The sequence below is a fragment of the Gemmatimonadaceae bacterium genome, assembly GCA_020852815.1.
Classification (GTDB): Bacteria; Gemmatimonadota; Gemmatimonadetes; order Gemmatimonadales; family Gemmatimonadaceae; genus SCN-70-22.
In genome coordinates, this window is sequence record JADZAN010000009.1 from 115,207 (window position 1) to 133,655 (window position 18,449).

General features: G+C 69.1%; 18 protein-coding genes. 11 read left to right on the forward strand and 7 right to left on the reverse strand.

Annotation, left to right across the window (positions count from 1 at the left end; translation table 11 throughout):
- Position 1: 1 nt before the first annotated feature.
- A complete protein-coding gene (locus tag IT359_04665) occupies positions 2–1,213 on the reverse strand; it encodes a hypothetical protein (protein MCC6928269.1) in 1,212 nt (403 codons plus the stop codon).
- Positions 1,214–1,724: 511 nt separating this feature from the next.
- Between IT359_04665 and IT359_04670 the strand changes: the two genes are divergently transcribed.
- A complete protein-coding gene (locus tag IT359_04670) occupies positions 1,725–2,291 on the forward strand; it encodes a fasciclin domain-containing protein (GenBank protein MCC6928270.1) in 567 nt (188 codons plus the stop codon).
- Positions 2,292–2,399: 108 nt separating this feature from the next.
- Here IT359_04670 and IT359_04675 read toward each other — a convergent pair whose 3' ends face one another.
- The 3 genes from IT359_04675 to IT359_04685 all read right to left on the reverse strand — a co-directional run bounded on the left by IT359_04675 (position 2,400) and on the right by IT359_04685 (position 6,162).
- Positions 2,400–4,937, reverse strand: coding sequence for a zinc-dependent metalloprotease (locus IT359_04675; GenBank protein MCC6928271.1), 2,538 nt, complete (start codon positions 4,935–4,937; stop codon positions 2,400–2,402).
- Between the two features lie 165 nt (positions 4,938–5,102).
- On the reverse strand, positions 5,103–5,312 hold the full coding sequence (locus IT359_04680) for a cold-shock protein (protein ID MCC6928272.1): 210 nt from the start codon (positions 5,310–5,312) through the stop codon (positions 5,103–5,105).
- Between the two features lie 316 nt (positions 5,313–5,628).
- The gene (locus tag IT359_04685) at positions 5,629–6,162 is read right to left on the reverse strand and encodes a hypothetical protein (GenBank protein ID MCC6928273.1); all 534 of its coding nucleotides are present in this window, start codon (positions 6,160–6,162) and stop codon (positions 5,629–5,631) included.
- 80 nt (positions 6,163–6,242) lie between these two features.
- Between IT359_04685 and ispG the strand changes: the two genes are divergently transcribed.
- Entirely contained in the window at positions 6,243–7,499 is a 1,257-nt protein-coding gene (gene ispG, locus IT359_04690) for a flavodoxin-dependent (E)-4-hydroxy-3-methylbut-2-enyl-diphosphate synthase (protein ID MCC6928274.1), read from the forward strand.
- 36 nt (positions 7,500–7,535) lie between these two features.
- Here the strand turns inward: ispG and IT359_04695 are convergent, their stop codons facing one another.
- The 3 genes from IT359_04695 to IT359_04705 all read right to left on the reverse strand — a co-directional run bounded on the left by IT359_04695 (position 7,536) and on the right by IT359_04705 (position 10,611).
- Positions 7,536–8,147 (reverse strand): bifunctional (p)ppGpp synthetase/guanosine-3',5'-bis(diphosphate) 3'-pyrophosphohydrolase, encoded by a 612-nt coding sequence (locus IT359_04695; GenBank protein ID MCC6928275.1) that lies wholly within the window; start codon positions 8,145–8,147, stop codon positions 7,536–7,538.
- Between the two features lie 130 nt (positions 8,148–8,277).
- Positions 8,278–10,020, reverse strand: coding sequence for a hypothetical protein (locus tag IT359_04700; protein MCC6928276.1), 1,743 nt, complete (start codon positions 10,018–10,020; stop codon positions 8,278–8,280).
- A 75-nt stretch (positions 10,021–10,095) separates the two neighbouring features.
- Complete coding sequence (locus IT359_04705) at positions 10,096–10,611, reverse strand: hypothetical protein (protein ID MCC6928277.1); 516 nt, start codon at positions 10,609–10,611, stop codon at positions 10,096–10,098.
- A 343-nt stretch (positions 10,612–10,954) separates the two neighbouring features.
- Between IT359_04705 and IT359_04710 the strand changes: the two genes are divergently transcribed.
- From IT359_04710 to IT359_04750, 9 genes are read left to right on the forward strand one after another with little or no spacing between them, the layout of a single operon-like run.
- Positions 10,955–11,821, forward strand: coding sequence for an ATP phosphoribosyltransferase (locus tag IT359_04710; GenBank protein MCC6928278.1), 867 nt, complete (start codon positions 10,955–10,957; stop codon positions 11,819–11,821).
- Entirely contained in the window at positions 11,818–13,149 is a 1,332-nt protein-coding gene (gene hisD / locus IT359_04715) for a histidinol dehydrogenase (protein ID MCC6928279.1), read from the forward strand. Before IT359_04710 ends, hisD begins: the two co-directional genes overlap by 4 nt.
- A complete protein-coding gene (locus IT359_04720; protein MCC6928280.1) occupies positions 13,146–14,237 on the forward strand; it encodes a histidinol-phosphate aminotransferase family protein in 1,092 nt (363 codons plus the stop codon). Before hisD ends, IT359_04720 begins: the two co-directional genes overlap by 4 nt.
- The gene (gene hisH, locus IT359_04725; protein ID MCC6928281.1) at positions 14,230–14,844 is read left to right on the forward strand and encodes an imidazole glycerol phosphate synthase subunit HisH; all 615 of its coding nucleotides are present in this window, start codon (positions 14,230–14,232) and stop codon (positions 14,842–14,844) included. Before IT359_04720 ends, hisH begins: the two co-directional genes overlap by 8 nt.
- Complete coding sequence (locus IT359_04730) at positions 14,841–15,554, forward strand: 1-(5-phosphoribosyl)-5-[(5-phosphoribosylamino)methylideneamino] imidazole-4-carboxamide isomerase (GenBank protein ID MCC6928282.1); 714 nt, start codon at positions 14,841–14,843, stop codon at positions 15,552–15,554. The genes hisH and IT359_04730 overlap by 4 nt, the downstream gene beginning before the upstream one ends.
- A gap of 25 nt (positions 15,555–15,579) precedes the next feature.
- Positions 15,580–16,191 (forward strand): imidazoleglycerol-phosphate dehydratase, encoded by a 612-nt coding sequence (locus IT359_04735; GenBank protein ID MCC6928283.1) that lies wholly within the window; start codon positions 15,580–15,582, stop codon positions 16,189–16,191.
- On the forward strand, positions 16,191–17,000 hold the full coding sequence (gene hisF, locus IT359_04740; GenBank protein MCC6928284.1) for an imidazole glycerol phosphate synthase subunit HisF: 810 nt from the start codon (positions 16,191–16,193) through the stop codon (positions 16,998–17,000). The genes IT359_04735 and hisF overlap by 1 nt, the downstream gene beginning before the upstream one ends.
- Positions 16,997–17,803: a histidinol-phosphatase gene (gene hisN / locus IT359_04745; protein MCC6928285.1), complete on the forward strand. Its 807-nt coding sequence runs from the start codon at positions 16,997–16,999 to the stop codon at positions 17,801–17,803. Before hisF ends, hisN begins: the two co-directional genes overlap by 4 nt.
- Positions 17,796–18,440, forward strand: a complete 645-nt coding sequence (locus IT359_04750) for a bifunctional phosphoribosyl-AMP cyclohydrolase/phosphoribosyl-ATP diphosphatase HisIE (GenBank protein MCC6928286.1) — start codon at positions 17,796–17,798, stop codon at positions 18,438–18,440. The genes hisN and IT359_04750 overlap by 8 nt, the downstream gene beginning before the upstream one ends.
- Positions 18,441–18,449 lie beyond the last annotated feature (9 nt).

The window sequence follows — 18,449 nt, forward strand, 5'->3', positions numbered from 1 at the left end:
CTCAGTTGTCCTGCTTGAGGTACTCCTTCATCTCCGCGAGCTTCGCCTGCATGGCGGGGCGCTGGGGATCGTACTGGCTCGCCAGGGCGAGGAAGCGCTCCAGGGCACTCGCCGCCTTGGCGGCATCGTGCTTCACCTCCCAGATGCGGGCGATCATGGCATGCGGCATTGCGTAGAGCGGCTCGAGCGTCGTGGCACGATTCAGCTCGTCCAGCGCCTGATCGAAGCGTTGCGAGTACGCGAGGGCATAGCCGTACGTGTAGTGCACGTAGGGATCGTTCGCCGCGACCTGCGCCGCCAGTTCGAGCTCGCTGAGCGCGGTCGTGGTGTCGCCGCGCCCCAGGGACATGAGTCCGGTGCGCACGTGCGCCGGATGGAAGGCGAGGTCTTCCTGGAGCGCGCGCCCGTACGCATCGCGGGCGCCCGCCGCGTCGTCGCGTCCCTCGAGCAGCGTGCCAATGGAGTACTCCAGCATCGCTTTCGAGTTGTAGAAGATGACGAACTCCTTCTCGTCGCGCGTACGCATTTCCGTGAGCGCGGCCTGGAACTGGGCGATGGCGCTATCGGCCTCACCGCGCTGGCCGAAAATGCGCCCTCGATCGATGCGCAGGCTCGTCTTGCGCTTGGTCCCCTTCTCCGCCTGGGCGAGGAGGTTCAACGCGCTGGTCAGGCGCCCTTCGTTGTACGCCATCCACCCCTGCACCGCCGGGCCACCGCTGTTGAGGTAGCTCTGGATGGCATACTCGAGCTCCGCGCCATCCACTTGCGTCGCGTTGGACGTGCGCGAGATCTCGGCCCGGATCGCCGCGTTGAAGATCGCCTTGTCGAACCGGCGGAAGAGGAACGGATTGATCGTGAGGGCGCGGAGGACGAGGGAGTCGAGCTGCCGCATGTCCTTGGCCGGGGCGCGATCACTCCGCTGGAGCCATCGTCGCAGCAGCGATTGATCCTTCAGCAGCAGGGCGGCGTAGCGTCCGTAGAGCGGATCGGCATACGTCGGGTTGAGGCGCGCCGCCCAGTAGAAGGCGTCGGCGGCCTTTTGCGGGTCGCGATCGATCAGCTGCAATCCGGCGTTGTAGATCGCGATCGCATCGTTGCTGTCGGCGGCGAACGCGGCACGCCGCAGCTTGGGCTCCGCCCCCGACTGTTGGGCGTCGAGCGGGAGCGCTCCCGCCATGCTGCCCACCAGGACTGCCCCGGCTACACACCTCATGAGTACTCGCATCACCCGACCTCCCATCGTCCGGCCTCGGCGCGGCGCGTTGTGCGCCTGCCCGGGGTGAAGATACCGCGTCAGGGCCAACACGCGAGTGGCTCTGGCCGCGGAAGCGATCGCCAGCCGCATCATCGCACATGCGAACGATTCCGAGGATCCGCCGCGCGCATGCGGGCACGTCCATGCCGTCCTGAAGCGTACCAACACACGGATTGCGCTAGTCGAGCCTGGTGGCAGCTCACGGCGCGCAGCACGCTGGCCAATGCGTAGCAGCTGAGCCGACGGCGACGCGCGTCACGTCGTGGCGGCGTGTGGGGGCACTCCGTCAGCCGGGATCCGCACGAATGGCGGACCCGGCAAGTGCGGGAATCCCCACCCTCGGCCTTCCTGATTTCACTCACAGAAGGCACGGACGCCCCCTGACGCCCAATCCCGCACTATCGCTGCATCAATCAACCGCCCTAAAGCCGCGGTGTTGCGCGGCATTCCTGCCCACAGGCTCGGTCTTATGCGCCCCCGTTCTCTCCTCCCGCTCGTCCTCGCGGCTTTCCTCCCCCTCGCGTGCTCCTCCGGTTCGGAGGAAGGCGGCGCCCCCGCTGCGGCCGCTACCCCCGATGCCGGACCCGCGGTCGGGCAGGCCAACGTCGAGGACAACGAGTCCCAGAAGGATGTGGTCAAGATCGCCGTCGGATCGGCGGACCACACGACGCTCGTCGCTGCCCTCAAGGCAGCGGACCTGGTCAACGCCCTCGCCAACGCTGGGCCGTTCACCGTCTTTGCCCCGACCAACGCAGCCTTTGACAAACTCCCGAAGGGGACGGTCGAGGAGCTGCTCAAGCCGGAGAACGTCGACAAGCTGCGCGGCATCCTGCAGCACCACGTGACCACCTCGGTCTTCGAGGCCGCCGACCTCACGGACGGGATGACGCTCGGCATGGCCGACGGCGGCTCGGTGACGGTGAAGAAGTCCGGGAACGATATCACGATCGAAGGCGCCAAGGTCATCGCCTCGGTGCGCGGCTCGAACGGCATGGTGCACGTCGTGGATGCCGTGATCGTCCCGGCGGCCAAGTAGCTCGCGGCAGGAAACGTCGCGACGGCAAGGACCGCCGCGACGGCAGGACCTGATGCACGTGTGCCCCGGTGGCGTTCAACGCCACCGGGGCACACGTGTCACGGCGCGCTACTTTCCCTTCTGTCGTTCCAAGATCTCGTCGACGCGGTCGGCGAGGTCGAGCCAGTGCGCCCGCGCGACTCCCGCCGAGGCTGACGCGCTCCCGCGCGCCTTCGCGCGCACGGCACGCAGCTCGGCACGGGCGAGCGCCGCGATGTCGCTGCGGCGCACGTTCGGCGCCGCCAGCAGTGGCGGGAGCGGGCCGCCAAAGCCGCCCCCGCCGAACGGATTGGCCGCGGGGGCCGGCGGCGGCGAGAGGAGTGCCTCGAGGCGCTCGACGTAGATGCGTTGCAGCTGTCGGCGGTTGCCGTCGAGCGGGGCGCTGCCGCCCAGCAGGACGCGGCGCACCTCGCCCAGGTAGTCGGCGGCCGGCCAGGCGCTGGTCGCCCCGAGCATCGACTCGCCTAACGCCAGGCGGTCGAGCCGTCGCGCGTCCAGCAGCTGCGCCACCACCGCCCCCTGCCGCGTGGCGAGCGAGGCATTCCCCGCCTGCGGGCCGATGCGCGAGACGATGTCCGCCGGTTCCAGCCACGCCGGCGTGCGCAGCACCTGCTCGCCCAGGAAGGCCAGCGCTTCCTGCTGCCGCGCTTTGGATAGCGGGCGGTACACCGCACCCGGCTGCTCGCTCACCTTGCTGTCGACCTCCACGCCGCCAATCACCGACGTCACATGGCCCATGTACAGCGACCACATGCCCAGCGTTTCGCCGTACAGCTCCGCCAGGTCGGCGTAGTCCTCGCCGGGGCGAGTGGTCCAGCTCACCAGTTGCGGGACGAGCTTCTTCATGTTGGCAATCGCGTAAGAGCCCGCCTTCACCGGGTCGTTGCCCACGTCTTCCGTCTGCGACCGCGGATCGATGCCGGTGAGGAACTGCGCCGAGTAGCGATACGGGAACGGCCCGCGCTGGTTGATCACCCACCCGTTCAAGGTCGGCCGTTCGGCTTCCGGCGTGGGCGCCTGCGGCAGGACGCGGTACCCCCAGTTGATGACGAAGTCGTCGAAGGGGCCAAGGCGACGCACGAAGTCCTTGGGCTGCAATCCGTCGCCCGGTTGGGCAACGTAGTTCTGCCGGGCGTAGTCCATGATGGTCGCCGACACGCCGTAGACGCTGGCAAACGACGGCTTGCGCAACGAATCCACCGGGAAGGATGACGACGCGATCATGTTGTGCGGGAGGCCGATGGCGTGTCCCACCTCGTGGGTGACCACCTGCCGCATGGTCTCGCCCATCAACTCTTCCGGAATCTCCAGCGTGCGCGCCGCCGGGTTGGCCACCCCGGTCTCGATCATCAGGCGATTGCGATACGACCGCATGTGGTTGTGGTACCAGACGATGTCGCTCTCGATGATCTCGCCCGTGCGCGGATCGCTGGTGCTGGGCCCCATGGCGTTGCGAACGAGCGAGGCGGTCCACCGCACGACGGAGTAGCGGATGTCCTCCGGATCCCACTCCGGATCCTCGGCCTTGCTTGGTGGGTCCTTGGCGACGATGGCGTTGCGGAAACCGGCCTTCTCGAACGGCTTCTGCCATGCCTCCACGCCTTCCTTCACGTAGCGGCGCCAGCGCGCCGGCGTTGCAGGATCGATGTAGTACGTGATGGGCTGCACCGGCTCGACGAGTTCTCCCCGCGCATAGGCCGCCGGGTCCTTTGGCTCCAGGCGCCAGCGACGAATGAACTCCTGCGACGCGGCCTTCTGCTCCTCGAGTCCGTAGTTCACGCGCTCGACGGTGAAGAAGCCGACGCGCGCATCCGCATAGCGGGGGCGCATGGGCACCTTGGGGAGCAGGACGATCGACTGCGACATGGCGAGCGAGATGGAGCCCGCGTCTCGCTCACTGGGCGGCTCGGCGGCGTCGAACGTCTGCGTGTGGCGCACTTCGACGTTGAGCGGGTAGGAGCGCACGGCGTCGATGAACGAACGCGCGGGATCGAGGCGCCGCACCTGGTACGTGCGTCGCTGCGCCGCCGAGAGCCCGCTCAGCGCCGGCGTGTCGCCGGTGAAGAAGTCCGTGACGTCGACGACCTTGCTCGCGCTGTCGCGCGTGAAGGCGGCGATGGGAAAGGCCGCCAGGATCGGCCCCAGGTTGTTCAACGCGACGGAGCGCGCGATGGGGAGCGAGTCGTCGGCCACCGCGCCGAATTCGATGGTGCGCAGGATGAGCCGGTCGCCCACGCGTTCCCAGCGCACCACGCGCTCGCCCGTGGACATTCCCGCGGAAATGAAGCCGCCGAAGTTGGAGGGAACACCCGCCACGCGAGTGACGAGGAGGAAGTCGCGGCCGAGCAGTGAGTCGGGAAGCTCGAAGAACCAGCGATCATCGACGCGATGGACGGTGATGCCGCCGGCGTCGCTCACTGCCTTGTCGGTGATGACCTGTGCATAGGGGCGCGGGCCGCGGCGCGGCTGCTGCGCTTGCCCCTGGCCGGGTTGCGCCTGCGACGCGTTAGGCGGCGCGCCGGGGGGTGGTGTCTGCTGCTGGGCCGCAAGCGGCGCGGCGAGGAGGAGTGCGAGGCCCGGCAGGGCGCGCTGGATGACGTGTCGCATGCGAAGGATGCTGAAGGGTGCGGATCGCGAACGCCGCAATCTCGTGCCTCACGCGCCAGCGCGCGACCGACGCCTGCCCATCGGGACAAAGCGAAACAGGGCGCCCCTTGCGGGACGCCCTGCTGGCCTTCGCCCTGCCGTTAGGCTGGGTGGTTCCGGGAGACCTCAGCCGATCTTGACGACGCCCTCGGCCGCCGGGCCTTTCTCGCCCTGCGTGATCTCGAACTCAACGGCGTCGCCCTCGGCGAGCGACTTGAAGCCCGTGCCCTGGATGGAACTGTAGTGCACGAAGCAATCCTTGGATCCGTTGTCCGGGGTAATGAAGCCAAACCCCTTGGCGTCGTTGAACCACTTCACCTTGCCGGTCGTACGCATACTGCACTCCTGAGGTAAGCTTGCCGAGCAGCGCAGAAACGCCGACCCAGGCAAAAGCCATACAGCGGACAGTCCGCTCGATGAGCGCCTTCCCTCCGCAAAAGAAGGACAACGCACGGGGAACCAATCGGTCCTTGCGGGCGTTCGAGCGCGCCGAATATACGCCCCCCCGGCTAGCTGAACAATGCTGGCCGACAAGCAGGACGGTTACCCGGGCACGGTGCACCGGACGCAGGTGCACCGGAGGCTGGTGCACCGGAGGCTGGTGCACCTGGCGCCGCGGCGACGACGCCACGGAAAAGATGCGACCTGGCTGCTACTTTTGCGGCGGCGTGACCGGAATTGCGGCCGACGGCGGTGAATCGAGCGGGGCGGCGGGCGCGCTCGGGAAGCCCGGTTGCGGGTTCACGACCCGGACGCCGGTCACGAAGTACTCGGTGTCGCCGAAGCAGGAGAGCGGGATCCCCGGATGCTGCTCGAAACTGACCGCCACCTGCCGTCCCTCGGCCCCCTGGATGGCCGCCGCCACCGAGTCGCTGCGCACCGTGAAGTAGAACAGGACTGGGGCGCTCCCCGGGATGTTGGAGATCTGCAGCTCTCCTTCCCACGTTTTGCAGACCCACCCCTTCCGCGAGAGCTTCTGCACGTAGCCGATGCGATCGCCGCTGGAATACGTGAACGCCAGTGCGGCATAGGAGCGCGCGAGCTGCACGCCGGTCGGGATACCGACGAGGGCCGTGATGGCGAGCTTTCCCCAGTGACGGCGGACGAAGCTCTTCTTCTTGGGCGCCGCGACTTCGGCCACATCCTTGGTGGTGTAGCCGCGCTCTGGAATCTCGGGATCGGGCATCGTCGCTCGGGAAGATGGGGGCGGGAGACGGGAGAACCGTCGCTCCTTAACTTACTCCTGTCCTTGGAGGATCAGACAGAGTGACGTTTGCAGCGCGCAGGAAGACGGCGGTGGCGTCGATCGGGGGGGTGCTCGTAGGCGCTCCGCATCCGGTCGTCGTGCAGTCGATGACCAACACCGACACAGCCGACGCCGCCTCGACGGCCGAGCAGGTGGCCGCCCTCGCCAGGGCGGGGTCGCAGATCGTGCGGGTGACCGTGAACAACGAAGAGGCGGCGCAGGCGGTCCCCGAGATCGTCCGCCGGCTGCACGACCTGGGGGTCGTCGTCCCGGTCGTCGGCGACTTCCACTACAACGGCCACCTCCTGCTCACCAGGTACCCGGCCTGCGCGCGGGCGCTCGCGAAGTACCGCATCAACCCGGGCAACGTCGGGAGCAAGCGGCGCGACGAGCACTTCCGGGCCATCGTCGAGGTGGCGGTCGCCAACGACCGACCGGTGCGCATCGGCGTCAACTGGGGGTCGCTGGACCAGGAGCTCTTGACGGGGATGATGGACGCCAACGCCACGGCGGCCGAGCCGCGCGACGCGCGCGACGTCTACATCGACGCGATGCTGGAGAGTGCACTGCGCTCGGCGGCGCTGGCCGAGGAGGTGGGGCTGCGGCACGACCAGATCGTGATCTCCGCCAAGGTGTCGCAGGTGCAGGACCTGGTGGAGACGTACCGCCGCCTGGCCGCGCGGTGCGACTACCCGTTGCACCTGGGGCTCACCGAGGCCGGGTTGGGGAGCAAGGGGATCATCGCCAGCACGGCGGGACTCGCCATCCTGCTGGCGGAGGGAATCGGCGACACCATCCGCGTCTCGCTCACTCCCAAGCCGAACGGCGACCGCACCGAGGAGGTGCAGGTCGCGCAGCAGGTCCTGCAGTCGTTAGGCCTGCGCTCGTTCACGCCGCAGGTGACGTCGTGTCCGGGGTGCGGGCGCACGACGTCGACCTTCTTCCAGCACATGGCGGAGGACATCCAGGCGTACCTGCGCGAGCAGATGCCGGTGTGGCGCGCCACGCGCCCGGGGGTGGAGGAGATGAAGGTGGCGGTGATGGGGTGCGTGGTGAACGGACCCGGCGAGTCGAAGCACGCCAACATCGGGATCTCGCTCCCCGGCACCTTCGAGGAGCCAAAGGCGCCAGTCTACGTGGACGGGACGCTGATGACGACGCTGCGCGGCGACCGGATCGTGGAGGAGTTCCTCAGGATCCTGGAGGACTACGTGGCGCGGCGGTATGAAGGGCGGACGGGGGACGGGGAACGGGGGACGGGAGAGGCGGCGCCGTAGGGCGCCGCCGAGGGGCGTCATCTCCTGTCCTGCGCGCTATTGCCGGGCGAGCGCCTCGAGCTCGGCGACGACGGTGGCGAGTTCGCCGAGGATGGGGGCGTCGAAGCCTAACGATGCGAGCCGGTCGTGCACGTCGCGGTACCAGCGCACCGTCCCTTCCCGTCCCGCCTTGAAGCGCCCCCACACCGAGTCGGGATCGACGGTGCGTCGCACGTCGGCCAGGATGCTGCTGGCATTGTGCAGTTTGTCAGCGGCGCACACCCAGCGGGCGCGGTCCGAGGCGATGGCGAGACGCTCGAGGTAGTCGGCCTTGCGATCGCTGGGCGAGAGCTCCACCCCATCGTCGTCGACGTGGCGGTGCGTCACCTGGAGCACCGTGTCCAGCACCACCGCACCGAACTTGTCGCGGATGCGCGACTCCAGCATTTCGCGCGAGTACGCCTCGCGCACCGTGTCCTCGATGACGTCGTGGAGGATCCCGCTGATCACGGTCTCGTCATCCTGCCCGTAGCGCGTCAGGATGATGGCCACGTTGGCGGGATGCGTGAGGTAGGGAAGACGCGTCCCCTTGCGCACCTGCTGGTCGTGGTGCTTGGCCGCGAAGGCCAGCGCGTGATTGATGCGGTCGGAGTAGCCGATGACGATCATGCGAGGCGTGTGACACCGGGGGAGACTCCGGTGGAGGGACACCGGGGATACGACGCCCGGGCAACGCGCCCGGACGGGAAAGCTACCTGCGGTCCGTGGCCGATGCGAGGTGGATGCCGGAAAGTGCTCGTCAGGCCGCCGACGGCGTGTGCGACGCACCTCCCTTGGGCACCGACGGCGCCGCGCCATCCCAGAGGACGACACCGCGCACGCGCGCCCCCTCGTCGATGAGCGAGGCAACGGTGCGGGCGAGTGTCGCCAGGCGCGTGCGCGTCTGCACGGCACACACCACCACGTCGTCTCCGGCACGGAATCGTTTGGCTGTGGGAAGCGTGGTGACGACGATCGTCGCATCGTAGCGACGCGCCGCACGTTGCACCTCGCCCACCAACGCCTGCGACTCGGCGGGGCCCAGCGGCGAGGCACGCCCCCCCGCTGGCAGGACGTCCATCGAACGGCTGCGCCCTACCGGGACCGGGACCAGCGCCTCCGACCACTTGCGCCTGTTCTCCACCACGGCCGACAACCCCGGCGACCGCGGAAGGGCGAGGAGCGTGCGTACAGGTTCGGTGGCCAGCTCGGCATCCACGAGCAGCGTGACGCGGGCGTCGTTGGCCAGGACCGCCGCCACGTTGGCGGCCACGATCGCCGCCACATTCGCGTCGTCACCCGTGACGGTGATGATGCCGTCCCTGGGCCACTGCGACGCGAGGTGCCACGCCACCACGCGATACGCGTCGAGCGTTGGATCGAGAACTACCGGTATCTGGCGATCGGCTGCCCGGCGCGTGCGCTCCGCGGGGACGACGGCACGCCGACGGGCCACCCCCAGCACCCGAAGCGCGGTGAGACGCTCCGCTTCCACGGCGTCGGCCACGCGCGGGCTTTGCATCTCGTCGAACAGCGCCAGCGCGAAGGTGAGGACGGTGGCAATCACGAGCGCCGCCACGACCAGGATGGTGAGCGGCGCGAGTTGTGTACGCTCCCGCTCGCGCGTGGCGAGCGAGTCTGCGTGCGCGTTGGCGGCGCGCGCCAGTTGCAGCGATCGATGGGCACTTTCGTAGGCGTTCCACGCCGCTTGTCGCGTCGCCAGCACCGCCTGCGAATCGGGAAGCGCACGCCCGGGCGCCGCGCTGAGCGAATCGAGCGGGTTCGAGGCGCTGTCGCCGGGCGATGCGGCCGCTGGCCGGTCGAGCGCCAGTGCCTGACGAGTGAGCGCGGCCAGTCTCGCCTGGCCAATGCTCGCGATGCGACGGCCGAACTCGTTGACCTGCGTCGTCAGCGCCACGAAGACCGGATCGACCGTCGCTCCGCCCCCCAGGTCGTCGCGTTCCCGCTGCACCTCGGTGAGCGAGTCCACCAGCGCGCGCACTCGCGCATCCTCCCGAAGTGCAGCGGAGTTTGCGAGGGCGCGGAACGTCTCCGGGAGTGGCGCGTTCTCGGCGCGCTGCAGCAATGCCCCGAGCGACGCGGCGAGTTCGGTGAGCGAATCGCGCGCCGCGGATTGCATCGCCGACGCCGCAATGGGAGTCGCCGCGTTGAGTTGCGCGGCTGTCCGCGCCCGCAACTGCGCCACGGCGCTGTCGGCGGAGACGAGAAGGATCTTCGTCGCCAATTCCCTCGACAGGAGGATCGTCGTGTCGCGACGTTCGATGCGATCGGGCGCCACGAGGTTCACAACCCCCTGCGCCCCGGCGGGGAGAAAGAGATAGGCGAGGAGCACGCCGACGAAAACGCCGAATCCCACGCCGATCAGGCGCCACGGCCGTTGGAGGACGTTCCGGGCGCGGGCCCCCATCCACGCCGCTCTCGGAATGAACCGGAAGCGGCGCGTGGCGAAGGCGGTGCGCGAGTACGTACCCGACTTGGGCATCGGGATCCCGGGTGAACGTGAGGCGGGTGGAGCCGGTAGAGCAGGTCGAGCGCGTGCGCCAGGTCGCCGCGGCGACTACTTGATCTCGAGCTCTCCCTTCATTCCCTGCGCAAGTCGCGGGGTCGAGACGAAGGGATAGACCCCTGGCTTGAGGCCGGAAAGGGAGAGCATCCACGTCTCGCGCGGGACCGAAAGGAGCGGCGAGTGCCCGTTGGCGCCGTTGGGCATGTTGGCCACCAGTTGCATGCGCGTTTCCTCCGGTACCCGGTCGAGGTCGAACGCCACCTCGTGCGGCCCGCCCGAAACGACCACGAAGCGAACTTCATCGCCCGGCTTGGCCTCGATGCGCGCGGGTTCGAACCGGTATCCCTTCGAGTCGCCGATCATCTTCACTTCGATGATGCTCCCCGCCACTGGCGCCTGGGGCGAGGCGGCGGCTCCGGTCACGGCCGGTCCCGGGGTGGTGGAATCCGCGGGACTGGACTCGGCGGCGGCGCCCGGCGCGGCTCGGGAGGTGCCGAGCTTGGGTTCACCGCCGCCGCACGCGGCCAGCAGTGCGAGAACGGAACCGGTGAGAAAGGTGTGTCGCATGCGATACTGCCGTTGAGTGACGTCGAAATATGGAGTGGGCGCACCAGCGTTGCGGACTTCGCCCCGCCCTGGGCAGCGACCAAGGGGACGAACGAAGCGCCTGTACGAGACGATCGAGTTGACGCTCCCGGTCACGAGGACTACGTTCCGCCCATGCTTCGCACGGCGACCCGCCACCACCATGCGCATCACGGCCATACCCTGACGGGTCTGGGCGTCATTCGCGTGCGGTAGTTGGCAGACACATCGCCAGCGGCGCACCAGACGCCGAGGCCCGTCCCCAGTGGACGGGCCTTTTTCTTTCTTTGACCTTCCCGTTTTCCTGCACCGCGACATTCGCAACATGCTCAGGATCGCCTTGCCCAACAAAGGGCGGCTCGCCGAGGAAGCACGCGAGCTCTTCAATGACGCCGGACTCGAGGTCCGTGCCCAGGGGGACCGCGCCCTCACGGCCTCGCTCGGCGGGGAATTCGAAGCGCTCTTCGTGCGGGCGCAGGACATCCCCGAATTCGTGGCCGACGGGGCGGCCGATGCCGGGGTCACCGGATGGGACCTCGTGTGCGAGTCGGAGCGGCCGCTCGACTCACGGCTCGACCTGGGTTTCGGGAAGTGCCGTCTGGTCGTGGCGGTACGCGACGAATCGTCGCTGCGGGCGGTGGGCGATCTCCCGGCGGGCTCGCGAGTGGCGACCGTCTTCCCGCGCGTGACGCGCGCCTTCTTCGACCGGCACGCCGTCGGCGTCGAGGTGGTCCCGGTAAGCGGGGCAGCCGAGATCGCGCCGCACCTGGGGATCGCCGACATCGTCGTCGACCTCACCTCGACCGGCTCGACGCTGAAGGTGAACGGGCTCCGCGAGGTGCAAACGGTGATGACCTCGACGGCGCGTCTGATCGCCGCCCCAGGGGCCGCCGCGCGGAACGCCGCGAAGGGACAGGCGCTCTCCGAACTGACGTCGGCGCTGGAGTCGGTGCTGCGGGCTCGCGGGCAGCGCTATCTCATGGCCAACGTCCCGCGAGAGGCGCTGCCGCAGGTGAAGGAGGTGATTCCCGGGCTCAACGGCCCGACGGTGATCGACCTCATGAATGGCGGGAGCCACGTGGCGGTGCACGCCGTGGTTCCCGCCGCCACAGTCTACCGGACCATCGCCTCGCTCAAGTCGTTGGGTGCGGAAGGGATCCTGGTGACCCGAATCGAGAGGTTGATGCCGTGAGCACGAGGCCCAGCAACGGTTTGCTCCCGCTGCGATTTCGCGGCGCCGCCAGGTCGCTCACGCCGGAACTGACCAAGGCGTTGTTCGATCGCGGGACGGCGGACAACGACGTCATGCGCGACACGGTCTCGGCGATCATCGACGCGGTGCGGCACGACGGCGACTCCGTGCTCAAGTCGCTGGCCCGTGAATACGACCACGTCACGCTCAAGCGGCTCGACGTGCCAAAGGGCGAGTGGACGAAGGCGCTCGATGCGCTCGATCCGGCCGTACGCACGGCAATGGAGCGTTCGGCGCGCAACATCGAGGCGGCGCACCGGGCCTTTGTCCCCGGCGTGACCGAAGTGGAGACGGAACCGGGGATCATCATCGGGCGCCGGCCGGACGCGTTAGGTTCGGTGGGGGTCTACGCCCCTGGGGGGCGGGCGGCGTACCCCTCGTCGGTGCTCATGGGGGCGATTCCGGCGCGCGTGGCCGGCGTTGGCGAGATCGTGCTCTGCTCTCCGCCGGGTAGCAACGGCCTGCCGTCGCCTGCCGTGCTGGCCGCCTGTGCGATCGCGAAGGTCGACAGGGTTTTCGCGTTAGGCGGTGCCGGCGCCATTGCCGCGATGGCCTACGGGACGCAGAGTGTTCCGCGCGTCGACCGCATCGTGGGGCCGGGCAACGCGTGGGTCACGGAGGCCAAGGTGCAAGTGGCCAAGGCGTGCGCGATCGACTCGCCGGCGGGGCCGAGCGAACTGCTCGTGATCGCCGACGGCTCTGCCGACACCGCCCAGGTGGCGCGCGAGATCCTGGCACAGGCTGAACACGACCCGATGGCGTGCGTGGTGGCGGTCGCGATAGGCGACGACGTTGCGGCGCGGATCGAGACGGCGCTGGAGACGATGGTAGGCGGCTATGGCCGGTCGGCAATCATCCGCCAGGCGCTGGAGGCAAACGGTGGCGTGCTTTCGGTCGACTCGCTCGAGGAGGCGGTGCGCCTGGCCAATGCGTACGCCGCCGAGCATTTGCTGCTGGCGGTGGCCGACCCGGGACTCGTGCTCCCGGCGCTGCGCAACCAGGGGACGATCTTCATGGGGACGTCGGCATCGGTGTCGTTCGGCGACTACATGACCGGCGCCAACCACACGCTGCCCACCAACGGGCTGGCGCGGTCGTACTCGGGACTGTCGACGCTCGACTTCATCCGGTGGACGACGTACCAGCGGGTGACGCCCGAGGCGGCGGCTCGCCTTGCCGCGGATGTTGGCGCCTTCGCCGAGGCCGAGGGTCTCGACGGACACGCCCGCGCCGCTCGCGCCTGGGGACGCCCCGGGGGGGCGACGTGAGCGCCAACGCCTGGTCGCCGCGCAGCGCCTACCGGGAGCTGCGCGCGTACGACGTGGACCCGACGCCATGCGACATCGCGCTGGCCGACAACACGTCGCCCTTTGGCGCGCCGCCGGCGGCGTTGCGCGCGATTGCGGCGGGCGTGGGGAATGGGCTGGCGCAGTACCCGAGCACGTATTCGCGCCCCCTGCGCGAAGGCATTGCCGCATATATCGGCGTTGCGCCTGACGAGGTGATGGTGGGGTGCGGGTCGGACGAGATCATGGGATGCGCCTTTCGCGCGCTGGGAGAGCCCGGCGACCGTGTGGCCTATATGGATCCCACGTTCGTGATGGCGCGCGTCTTCGCGGCCACCAACTCGCTCATCCCGGTCCCTGTCCCGCTCACCCCGCGACTGGACGCCGACGCCGAGGCACTCGTCGCCGCGCAGGCCCGCCTCACCTACGTCTGCACGCCGAACAACCCCACGGGACTCCCCATCGCCAGCTCGTCGCTGGACCACGTGCTCGGCCACGCGCGCGGACTCGTCCTCATCGACGAGGCGTATGCCGAGTTCGCGGGGAGCAACCTGGCGCGCGAAGCGCCGGCGCACGGTCGTTCGCTGGTGTTCCGCACCTTCTCCAAGGCGTTCGGGCTGGCGGGGATGCGGATCGGCTTCGCCGTCGGGGCGCGTGCGCTCATCGCCGAACTGGAAAAGGCGCGCGGCCCTTTCACCGTCACCGCGTTAGGCGAACGGGCGGCGTTGGCCGCGGTGACGGAGGACGTGGCGTGGGTGAGGGCGAACGTGGCGCGAGTCGTGGAGGCGCGCGCGCGCTTCTCCTCGGCGCTGCGGGGGCACGGGTTCGCACCGCTCCCCAGCGCCGCGAACTTCGTCCTTCTTCCGGTCGACGACGCGCGCGCGGCGCATGGCGCGCTGCGTGCGCGCGGGATCCTGGTGCGTCACTTCACGCAACTTCCCGGCATTGGCGACGCGTTGCGCATCAGCATCGCCGACTGGCCCCTGATGGAGCGCGTGCTCGACGCGTTGCTCGATAGCCTCCCGCACGTGCCCCGTCCGCTGGGCGCGGGGGAGCGCGCCGATGCCTGAGTCGCGGCGACCGCGGATCACCGTCTTCGACTACGGCGCCGGCAACCTGCACTCGCTGGCCAAGGCGGTGGCGTCGTTCGGCATCGCGCCGGTGATCGAGGTGGATCCCGTGCGGGCGGTCGAGACCGACCTCTTGCTCCTGCCGGGCGTGGGGGCGTTCACGCCGGCTGCCGAACGTTTGTCCGCGGGAGCGGACGTGATGCGCAATGCCCTGCGCGGCGGTCTCCCCTGCCTTGGCATCTGCCTCGGCATGCAGTTGCTGTTCGACGGGAGCGATGAGGGGCCGGGGGCCGGACTCGGCGTGATTCCCGGGCGCGTCGAACGGATCAACGCGGCGCGCCTTCCGCAGATCGGGTGGAACTCGCTGGAGGCACCAACCGAGGCCTTGCTGGACGCGTCGGGACTGCACGACGTGTACTACGCGAACTCGTTCATCTGCCGCCCGCACGACGTCACCTGTGTCACGTCGTGGAGCACGCACGAGGGCGATCGCTTCGCCGCCTCCGTGCGCGTGGGACGCACCGTGGGCGTGCAGTTCCATCCGGAGAAGTCCTCGAGCGCCGGGGTGGCGTTCATTCATGCCTTCCTCAAGGAGATGCTCGGATGATCGCCATTCCCGCCGTGGACTTGCGTGAGGGAAAGTGCGTGCAACTGGTGGGCGGCGAGTATGCGCAGGAGCGCGTGCGCCTCGACGACCCGGTGGCGGTGGCGCGCGAATGGATTCGCCACGGCTTCGCGCGGCTGCACGTGGTGGACCTCGACGCGGCGTTAGGCAAGGGGAGCAACCTCGCCATCGTTCGCGACATCGTGCGCGAGGGGGGCGCCGACGTGCAGGTGGGCGGCGGGCTGCGCACCTCCGAGGCGGTGGACGAGATCCTCGACGAGGGGGCGCGCTACGCGATCGTCGGGACACGCGCGCTGGAGGACCTCGACTGGCTCGCCGAGCTGGCCCAGGACAACCCGGGCGAGATCATCGTCGCCGCCGATGTGCGCGACCGAAAGGTCGTGACGCGCGGGTGGCAGCACACCCTGGCGCGCGACGTGATCGACATGGTGGAGGAGATGCGCGCGCTCCCGCTGGCGGCGCTGCTGGTGACCGCCGTGCACCGCGAAGGGCAGCTGCAAGGGACCGACCTTCCGCTCATGGAGGATGTCGTGGACGCGGCGGAGTTCCCCGTCTATGCCGCTGGCGGCGTGGGGAGCGTCGGCGACCTCCACGCGCTGCAGGACCGCGGCGTGGCGGGCGCCGTGATCGGAATGGCACTGTACACCGGCGCGATCGACCCACGCGCCATTGTAGATGAGTTCGCGGCGTGAGCATCGCCGAACAGGAGACGACGAGATGAGCACGGTTGAGCGCGAGACGCGCGAGACGACGATCCGCGTGACCGTCACGCGTGGCGGTGGCGAGGTGACGGTGGACACCAGCGTCCCGTTCCTCGATCACATGCTGCTGACGTGGGCGCGTTACGCGGGGCTCGGGCTGTCAGTGCACGCGCGCGGCGACTTGCGACACCACATCATCGAGGACGTGGCGATCGCCGTGGGCGCCGCCTTCAAGGGAGCCGTCCCCGAAACGGCCGCGCGCTACGGCGACCGCGTGATCCCGATGGACGAGGCACTCGTCGCCTGCGCCATCGACGTGGGGGGGCGCTTCTACTACGAAGGACCACTCCCGAGCACCCTGTACGATCACTTCATGCGCTCGTTCGCCGAGCACGCCGGCTGCACGTTGCACCTGCAGGTAATCCGCGGGCGCGACCGGCACCACATCGTGGAGGGGGCGTTCAAGGCGCTGGGACTCGCGACGCGCGATGCGCTCGTCGACAGCGGCGGCGTCTTCTCCACCAAGGGAAGCGTCTCGCTGCATCGCGACGCACGAAGCGACGCACGAAGCGACACGCGAAGCGACGTGCCTGACGAACCACGCCGCGGCTCGCGGGAGGCGCGCTGATGCTCACGCGGCGCCTCATCGTCTGCCTGGACGTGAAGGGCGGACGCGTGGTGAAGGGAGTCAACTTCGAGTCGTTGCGCGACGTGGGCGACCCGGTGGCGCTGGCCGAGCGCTATGAGCAGGAAGGGGGCGACGAGATCGTCTTCCTCGACATCTCGGCGAGCGCCGAGGAGCGCGCGACGCTGCTGGACGTCGCGCGCCGAACCGCGGAACGATTGTTCATCCCGCTCACCATTGGTGGCGGCATTCGATCGGCCGACGACGTGGCGCGTGCGCTGCGCGCCGGCGCCGACAAGGTCTCGCTCAACACCGCGGCGGTCGAACGCCCGGAAGTGCTCACCGCAGCGTCGGACCGGTTTGGCGCGCAGTGCGTGGTGGCAAGCATCGATGCGGCAATGATCGATGGCACATACCGCGTCTTCGTGAAGGGTGGCAGGATGCCAACCGAGCTGGAGGCGATTGGCTGGGCGCAGGAATGCGAGCGCCGGGGCGCCGGTGAGATCCTCCTGACGAGCATCGATCGCGACGGCGTGCGCAGTGGCTACGACCTGGCGCTCACACGCGCCATCAGCGATGCCGTCTCGGTGCCCGTGATTGCATCTGGCGGGGCGGGAAATGCAGAACACGTATGCGAGGCGCTGACGACGGGCGGGGGCGACGCCGCGCTCGTCGCAGGGATCCTGCACGATGGCGTGACGACCGTCGCGGCCTTGAAGGCGGCGATGGTAAAGGCGGGGATCGCGACGCGTGGTGTAGTGGAGAAGACGAGAGGACGAGAAGACGAGAAGACGAGAGGGAGATCGGCATGACGGCGCAGGCGTTGCTCCTCGAAGCGGTCACCGACGTGGCGCGCGTGGCTGGTGCGGTCGCCATGCGGTACTTCAAGACGTCGCTCTCGGTGGAGGCCAAGGGTGACGGCAGCCCCGTTACCCTTGCGGACCGCACGGCCGAGGAAGCAGCGCGCGCCTGGATCGCGGAGCGCTTCCCCCAAGACGCCGTACTCGGCGAGGAGTTCGGCTCGAGTGGCAAGGAGGGGAGGCGGCGCTGGCTCATCGACCCAATCGACGGGACCAAGACCTTCGTGCGCGGCGTTCCCTTGTGGGGGACGATGATCGCGGTCGCGGAGGGCGACACGGTGCTCGCCGGGTCGATCTACTGTCCGGCGGTCGATGAGATGGTCGCGGCTGCGGTGGGGGCGGGGTGCTGGTACAACGGCGTGCGCTGCTCGGTGTCGACGGTGGCGTCGCTCGCCGACGCGACGATCCTCGTCACCGATGCGCGCTTTCCGTACAACGCGCACCGTCACGCACGCTGGCAGGCGCTGGCCGCGCAGGTCGCCGTCGCGCGCACGTGGGGCGACTGCTACGGCTACGTGCAGGTGGCCACCGGTCGCGCCGAGTTGATGCTGGACGACAAGTTGAGTCCCTGGGACGCGGCGTCGCTCATCCCGATCATCACCGAGGCGGGGGGCGTGTATACCGACTGGGGCGGCGGGCGTTCGGTGGACGGCGGTGACGGTGTGGCGAGCAACGCCGAGTTGGCGCGCACCTTTCGCGAGGCGTTAGGCATTCCCGAGGTTACCCATGGCTCCTTCGAATCCACCCATGCTTGATGTGGACGCGCTCGACTTCGCGAAAGGGGGCGGCTTCGTGACCGTCGTCTGCCAGGACGCGGCGACGCGCACGGTGCTCATGGTCGCGCGCGCCGACCGCGAGGCGATGGCGCGCACGCTGGCGACGGGCGAGATGCACTACCACTCACGCTCGCGCGGGCTGTGGCACAAGGGCGCGACGAGCGGGAACGTGCAGCGGGTGGTGTCGCTCCATGTCGATTGCGACGCGGATGCCGTGCTCGCCCTCGTGCAGCCGGCGGGGCCCGCGTGTCACACGGGAGCGTATGACTGCTTTGGTACGGGGGGGCAGGTTGCCGGAGGCGAGGTTGCGGGGCTCACGACTCCCCATGGCACCTTCTCCCGCCTCGCCGCCACCATCGCTGCGCGTCGCTCCGCACTCCCCCTCCCCGACGGGGCCAGGGCGTCGTATACGCAGCGTCTCCTGACCGACCGCAACCTGAGGCTCAAGAAGCTGGGCGAGGAAGCGGTGGAACTCGCCGTCGCCTGCACCGACGAGGATCGCCCGCGTGCCGCCGAGGAAGCGGGAGACCTCATCTATCACACGCTCGTCGCGCTGGCCGCCATGGGCGTCACCGTCGACGACGTCGCGCGGGTGCTCGAGGCGCGGGGGCGATAGGACGTCCTA